Annotated in this window: 17 protein-coding genes; 7 read left to right on the forward strand and 10 right to left on the reverse strand. The window is 71.6% G+C overall.

All coding sequences use genetic code 11. The annotated features are described in order from the left end of the window. Positions 1–51 precede the first annotated feature (51 nt). Positions 52–543, forward strand: coding sequence for a TspO/MBR family protein (locus tag NI17_RS13410; RefSeq protein ID WP_068688873.1), 492 nt, complete (start codon positions 52–54; stop codon positions 541–543). Positions 544–556: 13 nt separating this feature from the next. Here the strand turns inward: NI17_RS13410 and NI17_RS13415 are convergent, their stop codons facing one another. From NI17_RS13415 to NI17_RS13430, 4 genes are all read right to left on the reverse strand, one after another. Then, entirely contained in the window at positions 557–784 is a 228-nt protein-coding gene (locus tag NI17_RS13415) for a hypothetical protein (RefSeq protein ID WP_068688872.1), read from the reverse strand. 129 nt (positions 785–913) lie between these two features. Continuing rightward, positions 914–1366, reverse strand: a complete 453-nt coding sequence (locus tag NI17_RS13420) for a hypothetical protein (protein WP_068688870.1) — start codon at positions 1364–1366, stop codon at positions 914–916. A 51-nt stretch (positions 1367–1417) separates the two neighbouring features. Further along, complete coding sequence (locus tag NI17_RS13425) at positions 1418–2689, reverse strand: SAM-dependent methyltransferase (protein ID WP_068688869.1); 1272 nt, start codon at positions 2687–2689, stop codon at positions 1418–1420. Between the two features lie 13 nt (positions 2690–2702). Next, a complete protein-coding gene (locus tag NI17_RS13430) occupies positions 2703–4121 on the reverse strand; it encodes an FAD-binding oxidoreductase (protein WP_068688868.1) in 1419 nt (472 codons plus the stop codon). Between the two features lie 171 nt (positions 4122–4292). Between NI17_RS13430 and NI17_RS13435 the strand changes: the two genes are divergently transcribed. Together NI17_RS13435 and NI17_RS13440 are read left to right on the forward strand one after the other, a co-directional pair. Then, entirely contained in the window at positions 4293–5063 is a 771-nt protein-coding gene (locus tag NI17_RS13435) for a glutamate racemase (RefSeq protein WP_068688867.1), read from the forward strand. Continuing rightward, positions 5060–5341 (forward strand): VOC family protein, encoded by a 282-nt coding sequence (locus tag NI17_RS13440; RefSeq protein ID WP_068688866.1) that lies wholly within the window; start codon positions 5060–5062, stop codon positions 5339–5341. Before NI17_RS13435 ends, NI17_RS13440 begins: the two co-directional genes overlap by 4 nt. 7 nt (positions 5342–5348) lie before the next feature. Here NI17_RS13440 and NI17_RS13445 read toward each other — a convergent pair whose 3' ends face one another. Then, positions 5349–6770, reverse strand: a complete 1422-nt coding sequence (locus NI17_RS13445; protein ID WP_243597513.1) for a hypothetical protein — start codon at positions 6768–6770, stop codon at positions 5349–5351. Positions 6771–7002: 232 nt separating this feature from the next. Here NI17_RS13445 and NI17_RS13450 point away from each other — a divergent pair, with 232 nt between their 5' ends. The 3 genes from NI17_RS13450 to NI17_RS13460 all read left to right on the forward strand — a co-directional run bounded on the left by NI17_RS13450 (position 7003) and on the right by NI17_RS13460 (position 9362). After that, positions 7003–7353, forward strand: coding sequence for a hypothetical protein (locus NI17_RS13450; protein ID WP_068688864.1), 351 nt, complete (start codon positions 7003–7005; stop codon positions 7351–7353). A gap of 119 nt (positions 7354–7472) precedes the next feature. Then, entirely contained in the window at positions 7473–8639 is a 1167-nt protein-coding gene (locus NI17_RS13455) for an AI-2E family transporter (RefSeq protein WP_234401729.1), read from the forward strand. 198 nt (positions 8640–8837) lie between these two features. Then, positions 8838–9362 (forward strand): DUF6315 family protein, encoded by a 525-nt coding sequence (locus NI17_RS13460; protein ID WP_068688862.1) that lies wholly within the window; start codon positions 8838–8840, stop codon positions 9360–9362. A 31-nt stretch (positions 9363–9393) separates the two neighbouring features. Here the strand turns inward: NI17_RS13460 and NI17_RS13465 are convergent, their stop codons facing one another. The 5 genes from NI17_RS13465 to NI17_RS13485 all read right to left on the reverse strand — a co-directional run bounded on the left by NI17_RS13465 (position 9394) and on the right by NI17_RS13485 (position 17237). Further along, positions 9394–11433, reverse strand: a complete 2040-nt coding sequence (locus NI17_RS13465) for an ATP-dependent DNA helicase (protein ID WP_119267943.1) — start codon at positions 11431–11433, stop codon at positions 9394–9396. A gap of 555 nt (positions 11434–11988) precedes the next feature. Then, complete coding sequence (locus NI17_RS13470) at positions 11989–13908, reverse strand: amylo-alpha-1,6-glucosidase (protein ID WP_068688861.1); 1920 nt, start codon at positions 13906–13908, stop codon at positions 11989–11991. After that, entirely contained in the window at positions 13905–14822 is a 918-nt protein-coding gene (locus NI17_RS13475; RefSeq protein WP_119267932.1) for a carbohydrate ABC transporter permease, read from the reverse strand. The genes NI17_RS13470 and NI17_RS13475 overlap by 4 nt, the downstream gene beginning before the upstream one ends. Next, positions 14822–16012 carry a carbohydrate ABC transporter permease gene (locus NI17_RS13480; RefSeq protein ID WP_068688860.1) on the reverse strand — a complete coding sequence of 397 codons (1191 nt, stop codon included), beginning with the start codon at positions 16010–16012 and terminating at the stop codon, positions 14822–14824. The genes NI17_RS13475 and NI17_RS13480 overlap by 1 nt, the downstream gene beginning before the upstream one ends. A 4-nt stretch (positions 16013–16016) precedes the next feature. Then, positions 16017–17237, reverse strand: a complete 1221-nt coding sequence (locus tag NI17_RS13485; RefSeq protein ID WP_199859951.1) for an extracellular solute-binding protein — start codon at positions 17235–17237, stop codon at positions 16017–16019. A gap of 292 nt (positions 17238–17529) precedes the next feature. Between NI17_RS13485 and NI17_RS13490 the strand changes: the two genes are divergently transcribed. Beyond that, positions 17530–18546 carry a LacI family DNA-binding transcriptional regulator gene (locus NI17_RS13490; RefSeq protein WP_068688855.1) on the forward strand — a complete coding sequence of 339 codons (1017 nt, stop codon included), beginning with the start codon at positions 17530–17532 and terminating at the stop codon, positions 18544–18546. Positions 18547–18664: the final 118 nt, after the last annotated feature.

Genomic DNA, 18664 nt, shown 5'->3' on the forward strand with positions numbered 1-18664 from the left:
GACCGGGCAGTGGCCGCCTCCGGTGACGACCGACCGTCTGGGGGCCCTGCCATGTCCGTGACCACACGGTCCACTCCGTACCGGGCACTCGCGGCGGGAGCCGCCTTCGCGGCCGCCGTGCTGGCCACCGCCGTGGTGGGCGGACTGGCCTCGGCGGGCTCCGCCTCGGTCTACACCGAACTGGACCTGCCCGTCTGGGCTCCGCCGAGCTGGCTGTTCACTCCCGTCTGGACGGTGCTGTACGTGCTCATCGCCGTGTCGGGGTGGCTGGTGTGGCGCGCCTCCGGGTGGCGCGGGGCCGCGGCGGCCCTGACGGTCTACGCCGTCCAACTGGTGCTGAACGCCCTGTGGCCCGTGCTGTTCTTCGGCGCCGGGCAGTACGGTCCGGCCTTCGCCGAGATCGTGCTGCTGTGGGTCTCGATCGTGGCGGTGGTCGCGCTGTTTCGCAGGCACAGCGTGACCGCGTCCCTCCTGCTGCTGCCCTATCTGGCCTGGGTGACCTACGCGGGCGCGCTGAACCTGGCGATCTGGACGGCCAACTGAGACCGCCGCCCGCTCAGGGCACCGGCCGCCACTGCTCGTCGCAGACCGTGCAGCGGAACTCGATCCGCTTCCCGCAGTTGCGGCAGTGCGGTCCGGGGCCGTACTCGTCGAGGTGCAGTGCGTGCCGGTCCTCGAAGGAGCGCACCTCCAGGCACACGTTGCAGCGGATCGGCACGTTCGTCGGACTCCTGGGCCAGGGATCGTCCGGTTCGATGGGGTGGTCGTCCGCCTGGATGTCCATAGCCAGCTCCCCCCGCTGCTGTCGCCCCGCTCCCACTCTAGGCCCCGGACGGGCGGCGCGGCGGTCCTCCCGGAAGACAGCCGGGAGGACCGCCGGACGCGGCCCGTCCGGGCCGGTGCCGGAAGTCCGCTAGTCGGGCAGCTCCGCGGCCAACCGCAGGGTGGGCAGCAGTTCGTCGGTCCCGTAGACGGCCGTTCCGATGGCCGCGGAGAACGCGGCGAACATGTGCATGAAGACCAGCGGGTCGCCCTGCGCCCTGACGCGGGCGGCCTCGTACTCGCCCACCGAGTAGGCCTCCCACGCGGAGACGACCGCGAACTCCATCTCGGGTTCCAGCAGGTCCGCGACCGTGCGGGCCACCGCCTCACGGGAGTCGGCGGGGCGCCACGGCACTCCCGTCTCCTGCACTCTGCGGGAGAGGAAGGCCGCGAACACCTTCAGCTCGGAGGCGATCCGCTCGCCCTCCTCGCCGGTGATCCCTTCGGCACGCTCCCGCACCAGCCGGCGGTCGGTGTGCGCGTACGCCTTGATGAGGTCAAGGGCGACGAGTTTGCTGTGCCGGGCGTCGTCTGTCGCAGCCATGTCCCCATCATGCCCGCTCCGGCGGGAGACATCCCGCCTCCGCCAACCGGATCAGGGCAGCGGCGGCTCGAAGTCGGGACGCAGCGGCATGCGCGCGTCGGTCCCGTCGAGCTTCACCCCCAGGATCTGGTGCAGTTGGACGACGTTGCGCTCGAAGCCCAGCACGCAGCCGGCCATGTACAGCCGCCACACCCGGGCGGTGCCCGCTCCCACCTCCCGGACCGCCGCGTCCCAGTTGCGGTCCAGATTGGCCGACCAGTCCCGCAGGGTCCGCGCGTAGTGCTCCCGCAGGTTCTCCTGGTGGCGGATCTCGAACCCGGCGTCGTTCATCGCCGACTGCAGCCAGCCGGGCCCCTCCAGTTCCCCGTCGGGGAAGACGTAGCGGTTGATGACCCCGCCCCGTGTGAACGGCGGCAGGTCGTTGCGGGGGCGGGTGATGCAGTGGTTGAGCAGCCTGCCCCCCGGGGTGAGCTTGGCGTACAGCGACGCGAAGTAGGCGGGGACGTTCTTCTTGCCGACGTGCTCGGTCAGGCCGATCGAGCTGATCGCGTCGTAGTGGCCGTCGGGGACGTCCCGGTAGTCCATGTGGCGCACCTCGGCCAGGTCGCCGAGTCCCTCCTGGGCGATCCGCTTCTGCGCCCACTCGGCCTGCTCCTTGGACAGGGTCACGCCCAGCGCCCTGACGCCGTGCTCGCGGGCGGCGTGCATGACCATGCCGCCCCACCCGCATCCCACGTCGAGCAGCCGCATGCCCGCGGTGAGGCCGAGCTTGCGCGAGACCAGCTCGTACTTGTGGAACTGGGCCTGCTCCAGGGCGGCGTCGGGGGTCGGGTAGACCGCGCAGGTGTAGGTCATCGACTCGCCCAGCACCAGTTCGTAGAAGGCGTTGGAGACATCGTAGTGGTGGTGGATGGCTTCGGCGTCGCGGCTCCTGGAGTGGCGGGTTCCCAGACCGGACAGCAGGGAGCGGCGCACCTCCTGCGGCGGCGGGGGCAGCCGGTTGACGAACTTGACCCAGCCGATGCTGCGGGCGATCCGCAGCATCTCCCCGGGGGACAGCGCGATCCGCTCGCTGAGCACCAGGTCGGCCATGGCCCTCAGGGCGGTGTACATGTCGCCCTCGACGTCGATGTGTCCCGCCACGTAGGCCCTGGTCAGTCCGAGCGCGCCGGGCGACTGGGCGAGATAGTTCAGCGCCGCGGGGGTGCGGACGACGAGGGCGACCTCACTGTCGGGGTCACCTGCGGTACTGCCGTCGTAGGCACGGAAACGGATGGGCGCGTCGGCCCCCACGACCCGTTCGAATATCTCCGCCAGCCGCATGCCTTTTCTCCTCTCACCTGTTGTCCACGCATTTGGCGTACAGATCGAGCAGTCGGTCGCCGGGGTCGTAGGCGGCCTTGAGCTTGCGGTAGGCCTCGCCGTTGTAGAGCCGCCAGAACTCGTCCTCGTCGTAGAAGGCATCGGAATAGAGCGACTTGTGTCCGCCCAACCGGGTCACCTCCTTTTCGATCGCCCGATTGTGGTACTTCTTCCCCCGGCCGGGCCGAACGGGAACCATTCCCCAGAAACCGAAGTTGACGTAGAGCCGGTCCGGTTCGAGGGGGTACAGCGGCCAGACCGGCGCCGCGGGATCGTCGGAGGCCGGCTCCTCCCGGAGCCGCAGCGGGCACATCCACACCGGTGACATGCCGATCTCGGTGTGGAAGAAGTCGAGGAACTCCGCTCCCCGCTCGACGTCGACCTCGACGTCCTGGATGACCGGCTCGCTGGGGAGCTGTCCCCGGTAGTAGGCCAGCAGCCGGCTGAAGTCGGTGCGCCGGTCCAGGGCGACGAGTCTGCGGTAGACGTCGGAGCGTTTGAGGGAGCGGGGCCACAGTCGGCGCACGAGGGGGTGCTGCACCCCGAACGCGCGTGAGCACCAGAACCAGTCGGTGTCCCACCTCCACAGGTAGTCGTGCACGGTCAGGTAGTCACCCGGCCCGGGGCCCGCGTAGCGGGGGATCGACCGGTAGTAGATGTCGGATCCGCCGTAGTCGCTGGTCCAGGGGGCGCGGTAGGTGAAGCTCGCCAGGGTGAGGTACAGCTCGTCGCGCGCGAAGGCGACCCCGTCGACGAAGTCGACCGCCTCGCCCTCGTGGGCGCGGTCCGCGCAGATCCGCGCCAGCGCCGCCATGGTCTGCTCCGCGTCGGTGAAGCGCAGGTGGCGGAGGTGGACGTAGGGGCGGACCGGTTCGAGCCGGATGCGCAGCCGCAGGGCGTAGCCGAGGGTGCCGTAGGAGTTGGGGAAGCCGTGGAACAGGTCGCGGTGCTCGTTGTCGCGCCGGGCCACCACGACGTCGCCCGCCCCGGTGAGGATCTCCATCTCCTCCACCGACTCGTGCGGCAGCCCGTTGCGGAAGGACGAGGACTCGATGCCCAGCCCGGTGACCGCGCCCCCCAGCGTGATGGTGCGCAGTTGCGGCACCACCAGCGGCATGAGTCCGTGCTCCAGAGTGACGGCGACCAGGTCCTCGTAGGTGGTCATTCCGCCGACCTCGGCGGTCCGGGTGTCGGGGTCGACGCTGATCACCGAGGTGAAGGCGCTGACGTCGAGTCGGGGGGCGTCACCGTGGTCGCGGAAGCGGAAGAGGTTGGAGGTCGGTTTGCCCAGACGCACCGGCGCGTCCGTCGGCAGGCGCGCGTAGTCGCGGCGCAGTTCGTACACCGCGTTCACGTGGTCGGCGAGGTTGGACACGGAAGGCTGACGAATCACTGTTCACCCACTTCTCACCCGCTTGCCGTCGCGGGAAACCGCGCGGTCTTCGCGTAACGGCCCGGCCCGGAGCGGCCGAGGCGCCGGCCTGGAGTCACCCTAGCCCCGCGTCACGCCGATCTCCGGGACCTTACGCGGAGTTTCCCGGTTTTGCGCATATCATCGGCTGGCGTGCGCATCGCATTAGTCGACTCGGGGATCGGTCTGCTCTCCACCGCCGCCGCGCTGCGGAGGGTCCGCCCCGACGCGGACCTGATCCTTTCCATGGACCCCGACCACATGCCGTGGGGGCCGCGCAGCGTGCCGGAGATCGTCGCCCGGGCGCTGGCGGGGGCGCGGGCGGCGCTCGGTGACCGCCCCGACGCCGTCGTGGTGGCCTGCAACACCGCCTCGGTACACGCGCTGGAGCCGCTGCGCGCCGAACTGGAGCCGCGCGTTCCGGTGATCGGCACGGTTCCCGCGGTCAAACCGGCGGCGGACCGGGGCGCCCCCTTCGCGATCTGGGCGACTCCGGCCACCACCGGAAGCCCCTACCAGCGCGGTCTGATCGACCGGTTCGCGCGCGGGGTCGCGGTGACCCCGGTGCCCTGCCCGGGGCTGGCCGACGCGGTGGAGCGCGCCGATCCGGTCGCGGTGCGCGAGGCGGTGACCCGCGCCGCCGCGCACACCCCGGCCGACGTGTCGGCGGTCGTGCTCGGCTGCACCCACTACGACCTGGTGGGCGAGTCCATCACGGACGCGCTGGGCGCGGAGGTGGCCCTGTTCACCGCCGCGGACGCGGTCGCCGCACAGGCTCTGCGGCGGCTGGGGGCGCAGCCCTGTCCCGACGCGCCCCGGACCGGAGAGCTGCGGGTCTACGCCAGCGGCCGTCCCGCGCGGCTGCCCGAGGCCGCGCTGGCCTACCGGGCCGGAGCGCTGCTGACCACGGAGGCCGTGGCGTGACCGCGCTGAATCTCGTGGTGATCTACACCGAGCGCCTGGAGGAGTGCCGCGCGTTCTACGCGGGGCTCGGGTTGGACCTGGTCGCCGAGCGGCACGGCTCCGGTCCCGCGCACTACGCCGCGGTCCTCGCCGACGGCGCCGTCGTCGAGCTCTACCCGTGCGGCGACCGCGCGGCGACCGGACGGCTCCGACTCGGCCTCACCGTCTCCGGCGCGCCGCCCGAACCGCGGACCCTCCGCGACCCCGACGGGCGCACCGTGGAGGTCAGGGGCGTCTAGCCCGGCGTCAGGCGCGCGCCGCCGCGTCGGACAGCGTCCGGACCAGTTCCCGCACTCCTTCGGTGTCTCCGTCGTGCAGCAGTGACTCCAGCAGTCCCAGAACCGCGTCGCGGTCGGTGGGCAGCGCGCGGACCCTGGCCCACTGGTCGCGGGCCGCGGCCCGGGCGAGGCCGAGGACGCGTCCGACCCGTCCCAGGTCGTTGAGCAGCACGGTGTCGCCGGGGTGCGCGTCCAGGGCCGCGACCAGCAGGTCCGCCCGCTGTTCGGGGTCGACGGCCGTTCCCCGGTCGCCCCACAGCCAGGCGGCCAGCCGCTGCGCCGGGACGGGCAGGGGCGGGCCGGGGAAGGCGCGGACACCGGTACGGACCTCGGCCAGGTCGGCCGTCAGTTCGTCGTCGCGGCGAAGGCGCACCGCGGCGCGCTGGGCCGCCTCCACCATGCCCGCCGCGGTCCAGCGGGCGCCGCGCCGCAGCGCGAGACGGGCCGCGCGCAGGGCCATCTCCAGGCAGGGGCGGTGGGAGCCGACCCGTTCCAGGTGGCGCGTCCACTCGGCGAGCGCCACACCGAGCCGCCAGTCGTTGGTCACCGCGCCCACCGCGTCGAGGTCCTCGACCGCCTCCACCCAGAGCGGACGCAGGAACGGGTGGGTCCCGGCCTCCTCGACCGGCGGCAGGGCGGCGGCCGCGCCGTCCGCCGGGCGCTGTCCGGTGCGCGCCAGCCAGGCGAGCAGTCGGGCGCGCTCGAAGGCGACGCGGCGCCGCACGTCCTCGCCGGCCGCTTCGGGACCGTACGGCGCCGTCTCCTCGCCGTCCAACCGGTCCAGCACGGCCAGTGCCTCGCCGTGGCGGTCCAGGCAGCGCAGTGCCCGCGCGTACGCGAGGGCGTGCCCGGGGTCGGACCGCACCGCCCAGTCCTGGGCGTCCAGGTACTCGACCGCCTCGTGGGGCCGTCCGGAGTCGGTGAGCAGGTCGGCGAAGGCCAGGACCGCCGAGGTGTGGGCGGGGGTCCCGGGGGCGGTGTGGTCCAGTGCCCCGGTCAGCAGCAGTTCGCGCTCCACGGCGTGCCCGGGGCCGTCGACGTTGGCGTGGCAGACGGCCGCGTTGACCGCGGGGCAGGCCCCGGGCGAGCAGCGTGTGTCGTCGGCGTGCGCGGTGTGCGCCAGCGTCTCGGCCTCGGGCAGTGCCGCCGTCCCCATCGCACCGTGGGTGACCCGGGCTGCGGTCCACCAGTGCCGCAGGTAGTCCGCGGCCCAGGGCGGCGCTCCGGGGGCGGTCGCGGCGCGCAGCGCGGCGGGCAGTTCGGCGGCGATGCGGTCGGCGTCTCCCCGCACGGCCAACTCCGGCATGCGCACCAGCGCCGCGGCCAGTCCCCCGTGTCCGTCGGCCCGTGTCTTCTCGGCGGTCTCCTCCGCCCACAGCCACAGCGTCATGCCGTGCTCCCCTCCCCCGGTCCAGCACAGAAAGTATCAGCGCGATCACGGATGCGCCCGACCGACACGGGAGGTCGTCCGGGGCGGGCCGGGACAGCGGCCTTGGGAACCGGGGAGTCCCGGAAACCTCTCTCTCCTCAACTTCTCGACATCGCCTTATAGACTCGACGGCACCGGAAGGCGGGGGGTTCGGGGGTCGCGCAGTGGCAGACACCGACGGGAGAAGTACGGTATGGGATGGCGGGACCGGTTCGGACTACGCAGGGCCCAACGCCGGGGCAGGAAGGCACGCTATGACCGCCCGGCCGAGGACTCCGACGTCAAGGCGCTGATCGAGTTCGCCAAGAGTCGAACGGGCGTCGAGTTCTACGTGGAACCCGAGACCTTCGCCACCGGAACCACCGCGGTGGCGGTGGCCCACGACGGGGAGTGGATCCGCCGTCGGGTCGGTTCGCCGGAGGTGCTGCGCAAGGTCGCGCACGACCTCGCCGCCCCCGCCTACGACGTGAACATCGTCGGGTACCCCAGGCGTATGCGGGAGTGGACCGCCCGCAACAAACGTCGGCTCTCCCTCGACGAATAATCCTCCACCTGTGTGAAACGGAGAGTGGCGCTGTCATGAGTGCCTCCGATCCCGGGCGTTTACGGCGCCGCCCGCTCCCCGAGGACACCACTCCCCTCGCCGCCCCCGCGAAGTCCCAGATGCCGCCGTGGCTGATGCGCGCGCTGCTGCTGGTGGTGTGGGTGGTGACGCTCGCGGCCCTGGCATGGTGGCTGTTCGTGCAGCTTCAGGGACTGTTGCTGCTGCTGTTGATCTCGCTGTTCCTGGCGCTGGCGCTGGAGCCCGCGGTGAACTGGCTGCACCGGCACCGCTGGCCGCGCGGGTTGGCCACCGGGGCGGTGATGCTGGTGGCCTTCGGGGTGCTGGTGCTGTTCCTGACGGTGCTGGGATCGATGCTCGTCGGCCAGGTCGTCGCCTTCGTCTCGGAACTGCCCCGGATGACGCGGTCGCTGCTGGGCTGGATCAACAGCACCTTCAACACCAACTTCTCCCCCACGACGCTGCTCAGCGAGTTGACGAGCGTCAGCGGACTGGCCGAGGAGTACGCCTCCGAGTTGGCGGGCAACGTGGTGGGAGCCGGGTCCACGGTGCTGACGCTGCTGTTCAACGGGCTGACGGTGGCGCTGTTCACCTTCTACCTGTGCGCCGACGGCCCCCGGTTCCGACGCACGATCTGCTCGGTGCTGCCGCCTCGCACGCAGCGGGAGGTGCTGCGCGCCTGGGAGATCGCCGTCGACAAGACGGGCGGCTACATCTACTCCCGCGCGCTGCTCGCACTGATCTGCGCCGTCGCCCACTACGTGCTGCTGGTCGCCCTGGACATCCCGTTCGCGTTCGCGCTGGCCCTGTGGATGGGGGTGCTGTCGCAGTTCATCCCCACGGTGGGCACCTACATCGGCGGGGCGCTGCCGGTGCTGGTGGCGCTCCTCAGCGGGCTGTGGCCCGCGGTGTGGGTCCTGGTGTTCATCACCGTCTACCAGCAGTTCGAGAACTACGTCCTCCAGCCGAGGATCACCGCGCGGACGCTGGACATGCACCCGGCCGTGGCCTTCGGCTCGGTGCTCGCGGGCGCCGCCATCCTGGGCGCGCCCGGGGCGCTGCTGGCGCTGCCCGCCGGAGCCAGTCTCCAGACCTTCCTCAGCTTCTACATCAGGCGCTACGAGGTGGCCGAGCACCCGTTACTGGACGGCGGGGAGCACGAGGTGGACGAGGTGGCCGACGACGGGCCCTCGCCCGCCGACCTGTCCGGCGCCACCCCGCAGGCCCCGGCGTCCGTTCCCGACAGTGAGCGGGCCGAGCAGGAATGACCACATCCCACCGGCGGCGAAACGGGCGGCAATCTACTCCGCCGCTGCGCCGCGTTTCAAGCCCAACAAACCGGCAATGGGGGCGAGAGGGAATTTTTGGACACCCCTGGAGACAGTTTGTAGCAACGTCCTCGTGGAATCGGTTCCCCCACGGGGGAGGCTCGTCGCATACTCACTCGTGGGAGGGGGATCGTGAGGATGAAACAGGAGTTGACCGCTCTGTGCTGTGACTGCGGGGCGATCCGCCGGGTCAGCGCGCACCGGGGGATCGGCGAGGCGCAGTCGGCCTACGGGGCGGCCAGGTGCGTGGTGTGGCGGCTGTGCCGCCCCTGCGGCCGCCGGACCTACCACGCCTACATGCGCAACGACGCGGACCGCGACGAGCTGGAGGACGCCCTGCGACTGGACGACGCGCTCGCCGCCGAGGCGCTGGACGAGGAGGTCGAGCAGCTGCGTCTGTGCGGTGTCGACGTCGGCCACGCCCCGGTCCCCGCCATCTGGGACAGTCAACCCGTCGGCATGATCACCCAGCGACTGAGCGATCGGGCGTACTCGCTCGTGCTGGACCCCAACTCCTCCGTCGTGGCCCGCCTCAAGCTCATCGACCTGATGTGGTGCGAACTGACCACCGGGGAGCACGACGGCCGCTGGCACATCGAGCCCCCCGACGGCGACAGTCCGGGCTACGCGGTCCGCCTGTTCGGCTTCGGGTCGACACACTGACCCGCGCCCCCGGGACGACCGCGGACGCCGGCTAGGCCGCCTGCGACGCCGCCCGGTCGAGTCTGCGCAGGGCCGCGCGGGCCACCTCGGGATCGGTGGTCCCCCAGTACGGCGGCAGCGAGGAACGCAGGAACGCCCCGTAGCGCGCGGTGGCCAGTCTCGGGTCCAGCACCGCCACCACCCCCCTGTCGTGGACGGAACGCAGCAGTCTTCCGGTTCCCTGGGCCAGCAGCAGCGCGGCGTGGGTGGCCGCGACCGCGAGGAACCCGTTTCCGCCTCCCGAGCCGATCGCGCGCTGGCGCGCCGAGGCGAGCGGATCGTCGGGGCGGGGGAAGGGGATGCGGTCGACGATGACCAGTTGCAGCGACGGCCCCGGAACGTCGACCCCCTGCCACAGCGAGAGGGTGCCGAACAGGCAGGTGGCCTCGTTCTCGGCGAACTCCCTGACCAGTTGGCCGGTGGAGTCGTCCCCCTGGCACAGGATCGGGTGCTTCAGGCGCTCCCTCAGCTCCTCGGCGGCCTGGACGGCCGCGCGCGTCGAGGAGAACAGTCCCAGGGCGCGTCCTCCCGCGGCGTCGATGAGTTCGGCGATCTCGTCGAGGTAGCTCGGGTGGAGGCCGTCTCTCCCCGGCGGGGGGAGGTGCCTGGCGACGTACAGGATTCCGCTGCGCGCGTGGTCGAACGGCGATCCCACGTCGATGGCGCGCCAGCGCGGCCGCTCCCCCTCCGTCCCGGAGCTGTCGGAGCCGTCCGTCGTCTCCCGCTCCCCGCGGTCGGCGTCCGGTCCGGCGGCGAGGTCCAGCCCCCACTGCTCCGCCATGAGCTGGAAGGAGCCGCCGAGCGCGAGGGTCGCCGAGGTGAGCACGGTGGTGCGTTCGGTGAACAGCGAGTCGCGCAGCAACTGGTCGACGCCCAGGGGAGCGACGCGCAGTCCGGGGGTCTGCCGCGCGCCCTTGGCGAGCCACACGACGTCTCCCCGTTCGCGCATCGGCTGCTGGTCGGAGGCCAGGATGCGCTCGGCGGTGCGGTGCACCTCCTCCAGCGCGGCCAGCGCCAGCCTGCGGACACTGGCCGACTCGGGGTCGTCCCTGGTGCGGTCGGGGAGGTCGGACACGCAGGCGTGCGCGGCGTCGCGGACGCTGGCCACGGCCGTGGCCAGCGCGTCGGGGAGGTGGTCGAGGCGGCCGGGCGGGGTTTCGGCGACCATCAGCGCCAGGCCGTCGGCGGTCTCCGCGAGCCGCTCGGTGAGTTCGACGTCGCAGATCTGCGCGGCCCGCTTGGCGGCGACGCTGACCGCCCTGTCGCTGAGGACTCCGGTGGCCACCGAGGTCACCCGGTCGACGAGCTCGTGGGCCTCGTCGATGAGGAGCAGGTCGTGTTCGGGGAGCAGGCGGTAGCCCTGGACGGCGTCGATCGCCAGCAGGGCGTGGTTGGTGACGACGATGTCGGCCCCGACGGTCTCGGCGCGGGCCTGTTCGGCGAAGCACTCGTCGCCGAAGGGGCACATCTGCGCCCCCATGCACTCGTTGGCTCCCACGGAGACCTGCCGCCAGGCCAGGTCGCTCACTCCGGGCACCAGGTCGTCGCGGTCGCCGGTGACGGTCTCCTCGGCCCACTCGTGCAGCCGGCGCACCTGGCGGCCGAGTGAGGACAGCATGTGCGGGTCGAACAGTTCGGCTTCGTCGGGGGCCGCCGCGGCGCCTTCGAGGCGGTGGCGGCACAGGTAGTTGCGTCGCCCCTTGAGGATGGCGAAGGCGGGGCGGCGGCCCAGCAGTGGTTCCAGCGCCTCGGTCAGGCGCGGCAGGTCGCGCCCGATGAGCTGGTTCTGCAGCGCGATGGTGGCGGTGGAGACCACGACGGTGCTGTTCTCGGCGACGGCGTGGCGCAGCGCCGGAACCAGGTACCCCAGGGACTTTCCGGTCCCGGTACCGGCCTGCACGACGAGGTGCTCGCCGGTCGCGGCGGCCTCCGCCACGGCCTTGGCCATCGCCACCTGGCCGTCGCGCCGGGTGCCGTGGAGCGCGCGCACGGCGGCGTCGAGGAGTGTTTCGACGTCGGGAAGATCAGACACGCACCAGACAGTACCGGCCCGGGGCGACACGCGCCGCCGGTTGTCCACAGGCGTTCCCGGCCTTCCGGCCGGTTCCGTGTCCTCGCCGAGAGCCTTCGGCACCCTCCGGGGCGGGAGCGGTCGGCGGCGCCGCCTCTTTGGCGACGGTCCGAACGACGGCCGCCAGGACCGCCCCGCCCCTGCCTGTGCCCTCTCCACGGCCGGCCGCTCCCCGGTTCCGTCCCACCGCTGCGGCGGCGCGGAAGGGCCCCCGACCGGTCCGCGGCCTCGCGCCGCGATGCGGCGGCCGGCCGCGGACCGGTCGCCGTGCTCCGGAGTCCGCCCCCGGAGCGGGGCCGTGTGGACCGCGTCGGGCCGGGGACGCCCGCTCCGCGTTCGTCTCCGGCCCGACGTGCCGGTTCTTGGAGGAGTACCGCTCCGGCGCCCGAGGCCGCGCGGACGCGCGGCCATTGCCGTTTCCCGCCCGCCGCGCGCCCCGGAGGAGGCAGTCCGTCCGACGGGCGGACCCGCATGCCCCGCCCGTGGCACGGCTCAGCGGGGCGCGGGCCGCTCCCCTCACACCTGCTCGAGCATGGCCAGCGCCGCCGCCGCGGACCAGGCCTGCGGACGGCAGGCAGCGGGGTAGGGAGACGGAGCGGAGAACGACGAGCGCGGGTCCCCCGAGTGGAGTTCCGGGAGGCGGAAGTCGAACGACTCGGCCGCCGCCAGCAGCCCCTCGGTCAGAATCCCCGCCTCCTCGTGCAGTCCCGCGCGACGCATTCCCCGGATGGTGATCGCGGTGTCGTGGGTCCAGACGCTGCCGCCGTGGTAGGAGAGGGGCCAGTACCCGGCCGCCCCCGTCGACATGGTGCGCAGCCCGAATCCCGACGACATCGTGGAATCGACCAGCAGGGCGGCGATGTCCTTCTCCTCGGAGGGGGAGAGAACGCCGGTGCCGATGAGGTGGCCGATGTTGCTCGTGAGCGTGTCGACCGGACGCTTCCGGGCGTCGAGTGCGACCGCCGGGTAGCGGCCCTCCGGTGTCGACACCCAGTACGACGACGCGAACCGCGACTTCAGGGCGGCCGCCCACGCCCCGAGTCCCGCGGCTCCCGGCTCGCCGAAGTGCGACAGCAGCCGTGCCCCCGCGACCGCCGCCTCGTACGCGTACCCCTGCACCTCGCACAGCGCGATCGGGCCTTCCGCCAGGGTCCCCGAACGCCACTGGATGGAGTCCCCGGAGTCCTTCCACCCCTGGTTCGCCAGGCCGCGCCCCGAGCGGTCGATGTAGTCGATGAATCCGTCGCCGTCGCTGTCGGCGGGTCCGGTGAGCCAGTCGAGGCAGCCGCGCAGGGTCGGCAGCAGCTCCCGCACCTCCTCCTCGGGCATCCCCGCCTCCCACGCGTCGGCGAGCAGACACACCCACAGCGCGGTCGCGTCCACCGTGCCGTAGTAGACCGGCGGCAGCGTCATCCCCTCGCCCGGGACCTCGAACGGCGTCGACCTCAGCTCGTGCATGATCTTGCCCGGCTGCTCCGCCGTCACCGGATCGTCGACCCGTCCCTGCAGGCGCGCGAGCACCCGCAGGGTGGACGCCGCCAGCCGTGTCCCCAGTGGGAGCAGGAACCGCGCCGCCCAGATCGAGTCCCGCCCGAACAGGGTGAAGAACCACGGTGCGCCCGCCGCGAGGAATGCGTCGTCCGGCTGGTCGGGCCGGGCCAGGCGCAGCGCGGCGAGATCCTCGAGGGCGGTCGACACCCAGCGGTCGAGCCGGGGGTCCCCGCTGCTCGCCTCGAATCCGGCCCACTCCGGCTCGCCCCGCGCCGCCACCACGACGAGCGACGGGTCCTCGACCGCGACGCTCCAGGTCATCGTCTGCGATCTGTGCGGCGGGACCTCGATCTCCCAGCGCACCCGTATCACGGAGCCGTCGACCGCGATCGAGCCGTCGCTCGCCACCGTGGCCACCGTCTCACCCGAGCGCACCCGCGCCCCGCCCGCCACCGGCTCCGCCGACCACTCCGCACCGGCGTCGGCGATGCCCGCCTTCACCGCGTGCATCGTGCTGAAGTCCGGTTCGAGTTCGAGCGTCACCACGGTCCGGACGGTGTGCCCCACCCGCGACCGCAGCGTCAGGGACTCCGTGAGCGACCCGTCCGCCACGGCTCGCTCGCGTTCGAACCTCACCCGCGGATCCGCGCCCGGACCGTCGAGGTGCCGCGGCAAAGACACAAACGTCGCACGGGACGCCCCCGCCGTCGACAGCGAGATCGCCTCCGGCGTCCGTCCGTCGACTCGCACCCGTGCCGCTCGCAGCACCCGTGTGTCGCCGTGGTACAGCCCGTGGACCGCAGCGTCGCCCATGTCGCCGTCACGCCCCGACCACGCCTGCGTCGGGGCCCGGAACACGATGACCGAGTCGTGCAGCAGCGGCTGCAACGGGCGCCCGTCGTCCGTCGACGGCACGGCCCGAGCCGCGGATACGGCCTCTGTCATTCCTTGACCGCTCCTTCACTTGCGTTCATGATGTGCCGCTGGAAGACAAAGAACACCACCGCGACCGGCACCGTCATGATGAGTGCGGCCGCGAGCTTCAGCGGATACTGCGTCCCCTGGCTCAACTGTCCCGAGGCGAGGGACGCCACGCCCTTGGTCAGCGTCGTCAGCTCCGGCGACTGGGTGGACACGATGAAGTGCGCCAGCTCGTTCCACGACCCCTGGAACGACAGGATCACGATCGTGATGAGCGCCGGCCTGGCCATCGGCAGCACAACCGACCAGAACGTCCGGAAGACACCCGCGCCGTCGACGCGCGCCTGCTCCTCGACGCTTCTGGGGATCGACTCGAAGAAGTTCTTCATGATGAACACCCCCGCCGCGTCGACGAGCAGCGGCAGGATCATGCCGGCGTACGAGTCGTAGATGCTCAGCTGGTTGATCACCAGGAACTTCGGGATGAGCAGCACCACCATCGGCACCGCCATCACCGCGACGAGCATGGCGTAGATCGCCGTGCGACCGCGGAACTCCAGCCGCGCGAGCGCGTATCCGGCGAGCGAGTCGAAGAACACCCGTCCGAGGGTCACGAAGACGGTGACCACCGCCGAGTTGGTGAACCACACCGGGAAGTCGGAGTTCAGGAACAGCCGTTCGTAGGCGGCGGTCGACCAGGTCTGCGGAATCAGGGAGACCGGATCGGCCGCGGCATCCGCGTCGGTCTTGAAGCCTGTCGCCACCTGCACCAGGAACGGGAAGACGTAGACGACCGCGAGCACCACGAGCACCGCGTAGAGGACCGACTGCGTCACGAGCGTGCGTGTCGGCTTCCGCCGCCGACGGCGGGCCGGTTCGGTCCGTGCCCGCTTCCCGGCCGTGGCGGCCGCCGTATGGGACGGGACCGTCGCGGTCATCACGTTCTCCTTTCCGAACCGTCGCCGGTCGCGGCGCGACCGGGCCTGGACGCGCCGGACGTGTCCGCGGACCCCCTTCTCCCCGCTCCGACGACTGCGGCCGGGTAGTCCCGGAGGCGCCGCTTCTCCGCCGGGCGTTCGCGGAGCACCCAGCGCTGCACCAGCGTGAACGCGACGATGATGACAAACAGGATGAACGCGATCGCGGCGCCTTCGCCCCAGTCCTGCGAGGTGAACGCCGACTGGTAGGACAGGTAGGCGGGTGTCAGGGTCGTCTTGCCCGGCCCGCCCTGCGTGCCGGTGTAGATCTGGTCGAAGACCTGCCAGCACCCGATCAGGCCGAGGGTCAGCACGGTGAACAGCGTGGGTTTCAGTTGCGGCAGGGTCACCCGCCAGAACCGCTGCCAGGCGTCCGCGCCGTCGATCATCGCGGCCTCCGCGGTCTCGCGTCCGATGTTCTGCAGCGCGGCGAGGAAGAGCAGCATGAACGTGCCGGACGTCGTGAAGACCGCCATGAGGATGAACGCCGTCATCGCGACCGAGGGGCCGGCCAGCCACTCCCACCACGAGATGCCGAGGAGCTCGTTGCCGGTCAGGAACGCGGGGCCGTGGGTGATGCCGAAGAGGGCGAAGAGGTTGTGCAGCACTCCGCTGGGGTCGTTGAACCAGTTCGGCCCCCCGATTCCGAAGCCCGCGAGCACCTTGTTCACCACTCCGGTCGAGGAGAAGAGGAACAGCCACAGCACGGTGATCGCCACCGAGCTCGTGACGGACGGAAAGTAGAACGCGGTGCGGAAGAAGCCGCGTCCGCGCAGCAGCGCTCCGTTCACCAGCACGGCGAGGAACAGCGACAGCGCGGTCTGGAGCGGTACGACGAGCAGCACGTACCAGGCGTTGTTGCGCAGTGCCGTGCCGAAGTCGCGCTCGGCGAGCCCGCCTCCGGTGAGGACCGCCGCGTAGTTGTCGAATCCGACGAAGTTCACGCCCGGAGCGAGGGGACTGCCGCGTCCGCTCCAGTCGGAGAAGCTCACCCACAGGGCCATGAGCACCGGCACCGCGAGGAACACTCCGAGAATCACGACGGCGGGGGCGATGAAGAACCAGCCGGCGAGGGCCTCGCCGCGGCGGCCGGCCCGGTGCGGGAAGCGGGATCCGCCGCGGCGAGGTGTGGGGGTCGAGGGGGAGCTCATACGGCTATCCGACGATCGCCTCGAGGTTCGACTGCACCTGGTCGAGCAGCGCCGGGATGTCGGCCGAGCCGAGCTGCTCGACCTGTGCGTTGAAGTCGCTGATCACCTCGGCCGCACCGTCGACGGTCGGGACGCCGCTCGCGTAGTCGGCACCGGCGAGGAACGCCGCGAGCTCGGGGTTCGCGGTGTTCCAGTCGGCGGCGGCCGCCTCGATCGACGGCATGGCGCCGAACGCCTCGGAGAAGCCGAGCTGTGCGTCCGCGCTGGTCAGGTACTCGACGAGGTCGAGTGCGCCCTGTTGGTTGGGGCTGTCCGCCGCGATCCCCCAGCAGTTCGTGAACTGGAGGGTGCCCTGGCCGGCCGGGCCCGCCGGGAGCTCCACCACCCGGTAGTCGACCTCCGGGTGGTCGGCGGTCATGGCGCCGACGATCCAGTTGCCCTCGATCGTCATCGCCGCCAACTCCTTGCCGAACGCCTCGCCGCCCCACCCGGCGCCCAACTCCGGAGCGAAGGCGAGCGAGCCGTCGTTGATCATCTGCTGCACGAACTCGAGGGCTTCGACGTTCTCCTCGCTGTCCGCGATCGCCTCGGTTCCGCCCTCGTTCACGAGTCCTCCGCCGGCCTGCGCCATGAAGACGCCGATCCGCTGGTACTCGGCGCTGAAGGTCAGGCCGACACGGCCGTCGGTGGTCAGTCGGTTCGCGACGTCCGCCAGTTCGTCCCAGGTGGCGGGGACGTCGTTGTCGGTCAGCCCCGCTTCCTCCCAGAGCCGGTTGTTGATGACGAGAGCGAGAGTGGAGAAGTCCTTGGGGGCGCAGTAGAACTCGTCCTTGTAGGTGAAGTTCTGCACCAGGGTCGGATAGAAGGCGTCGGGGTCCTCAAGCATGTCACCGTAGGCGAGGAGCGAGCCGTTGTCGGCGTAGCCGGCGAGGTGGTCACTCGAGAGGTAGAAGACGTCGGCCGGCTCGCCCGACGCGAAACCCTGGGACAACTGCTGGGTGAGGTCGTTTGCGGCGATGACCTCGGCCTCGGTCCCGGACTCCTCCGACCAGGCCGCGACGGCGTCTCGCACCGCCTGCGTCTCGCTGTCACCGCTCGAACCGATGAGCACGGTGAGCGCGGTGTCCTCCGAGGTGAGCTCGCCGCCTCCGCCCGAGCCGTCGTCGAAGCCCGAGCCGCAGGCCGTGAGTAGGAGAGCGCCGGCCGTGAGGGCCGCCGCTGTCACGATCCGCCTCGTCCGTCGTGGTTGCACCCCTGTCTCCTTCGATACACGCAGCTCCCGCTACGATTTGATCGATCAAATAAGAATTCCTTTACGCTAGATCGGCTCCAGTCAGCGTGTCAACCCTCTCTCTCAGTCGGTTGTCAACCCCTGGAGAAGGGAGAAAGACCACTACGGAAGGCATGGTCTCCGAAAGTTCACTCCCCTGCGGCCGATCCCGCCTCCTCCCGCGCTTCCCGGACTCAGGCTAGGATGGTGACCTCATTTGGAACGTTCAGATTGCGAGGAGACGAGGATGCCGCGGCTGCCCACCGTGACCGACGTCGCGCGTGCCGCCGGGGTGTCGCGTCAGACCGTCTCGAACGTGCTGAACTCCCCCGAGGTCGTCAGGCCGGACACGCGCGAGCGCGTGGAACGGGCGATCGAGGCGCTCGGGTACCGCCCCCACGCCTCCGCGCGGCGTCTGCGGACGCGTCGCAGCTCGACCATCGGCATCCGCCTCGACCCCTTCGCCAACGGCATCTCGGGCGCGGTGCTCGACCGCTACGTGCACGCCCTCACCGAGCGGGCGGCGGAGCGGGGGCTGCGCGTCCTGCTCTACACGGCGCGCAGCCCGGAGGAGGAGATCGAGCAGCTCCGCAGCCTGATCGAAGGGGCCGACGTCGACGCCTTCGTGCTCACCTCCACCTTCCGCGGCGACCCCCGTACCGGGTGGCTCCTTGAGCACGACGTGCCGTTCGCGACCTTCGGACGCCCGTGGGACGAAGACGACGTCGGCACCCCGCGGTATCCGTGGGTGGACGTCGACGGCGCGGCCGGAACCGCCGCAGCGACCGAGTACGCGCTCGAACAGGGGGCCCGGCGTGTCGGCTTCCTCGGGTGGCCCGCGTCGTCCGGTACCGGCGACGACCGGGAACGCGGCTGGCGCGAGACGCTCCAGGCGCACGGCGTCCCCGCCGACGGCCTGCGCTACACGGTCGAAGAGGACGTGCCGCAGGCTCGCCGGGCGATGACGCGGGTGCTCTCGCGGGACGACCCGCCGGACGCCGTCGTGTGCGCGAGCGACTCCCTCGCCCTCGGCGCGCACCTCGCAGCGTCCGACCTGGGCAGGTCCAACCTGCTTGTCGTCGGGTTCGACAACACGCCCGTCGCCGACGCCCTCGGCTTCGCCAGCGTCGAGCAGCTTCCCGACCAGATCGCGGCCGGCACCCTCGACCTGCTGATGGGCTCCCGGAGCCGGGCGGTCGACCGCGCACGAGCGGCCCCCCGTCCGGCCCACCTCCTGGTGACCCCGCGCCTGGTCCGGCGCTGACGGCACCGCCGCACGCCGGAAGCGGCCGCCGGACCTCCCGCCGGGCACGCACGAGGCGGCGGGACAGCGCCGCCGCCCTCGACAGGGGGTTTTCGGAAGCTCCGCACGGCGGCCACAC

It is taken from the genome of Thermobifida halotolerans (assembly GCF_003574835.2).
Lineage (GTDB): Bacteria > Actinomycetota > Actinomycetes > Streptosporangiales > Streptosporangiaceae > Thermobifida > Thermobifida halotolerans.

Coding starts and splice junctions, on each gene's coding strand:
- NI17_RS13420 (WP_068688870.1), bottom strand. CDS start 1,366: ATGGCTGCGACAGACGACGCCCGGCACAGCAAACTCGTCGCCCTTGAC.
- NI17_RS13490 (WP_068688855.1), top strand. CDS start 17,530: ATGCCGCGGCTGCCCACCGTGACCGACGTCGCGCGTGCCGCCGGGGTG.
- NI17_RS13410 (WP_068688873.1), top strand. CDS start 52: ATGTCCGTGACCACACGGTCCACTCCGTACCGGGCACTCGCGGCGGGA.
- NI17_RS13445 (WP_243597513.1), bottom strand. CDS start 6,770: ATGACGCTGTGGCTGTGGGCGGAGGAGACCGCCGAGAAGACACGGGCC.
- NI17_RS13425 (WP_068688869.1), bottom strand. CDS start 2,689: ATGCGGCTGGCGGAGATATTCGAACGGGTCGTGGGGGCCGACGCGCCC.
- NI17_RS13460 (WP_068688862.1), top strand. CDS start 8,838: ATGAAACAGGAGTTGACCGCTCTGTGCTGTGACTGCGGGGCGATCCGC.
- NI17_RS13415 (WP_068688872.1), bottom strand. CDS start 784: ATGGACATCCAGGCGGACGACCACCCCATCGAACCGGACGATCCCTGG.
- NI17_RS13480 (WP_068688860.1), bottom strand. CDS start 16,012: ATGAGCTCCCCCTCGACCCCCACACCTCGCCGCGGCGGATCCCGCTTC.
- NI17_RS13455 (WP_234401729.1), top strand. CDS start 7,473: ATGCCGCCGTGGCTGATGCGCGCGCTGCTGCTGGTGGTGTGGGTGGTG.
- NI17_RS13450 (WP_068688864.1), top strand. CDS start 7,003: ATGGGATGGCGGGACCGGTTCGGACTACGCAGGGCCCAACGCCGGGGC.
- NI17_RS13475 (WP_119267932.1), bottom strand. CDS start 14,822: ATGACCGCGACGGTCCCGTCCCATACGGCGGCCGCCACGGCCGGGAAG.
- NI17_RS13470 (WP_068688861.1), bottom strand. CDS start 13,908: ATGACAGAGGCCGTATCCGCGGCTCGGGCCGTGCCGTCGACGGACGAC.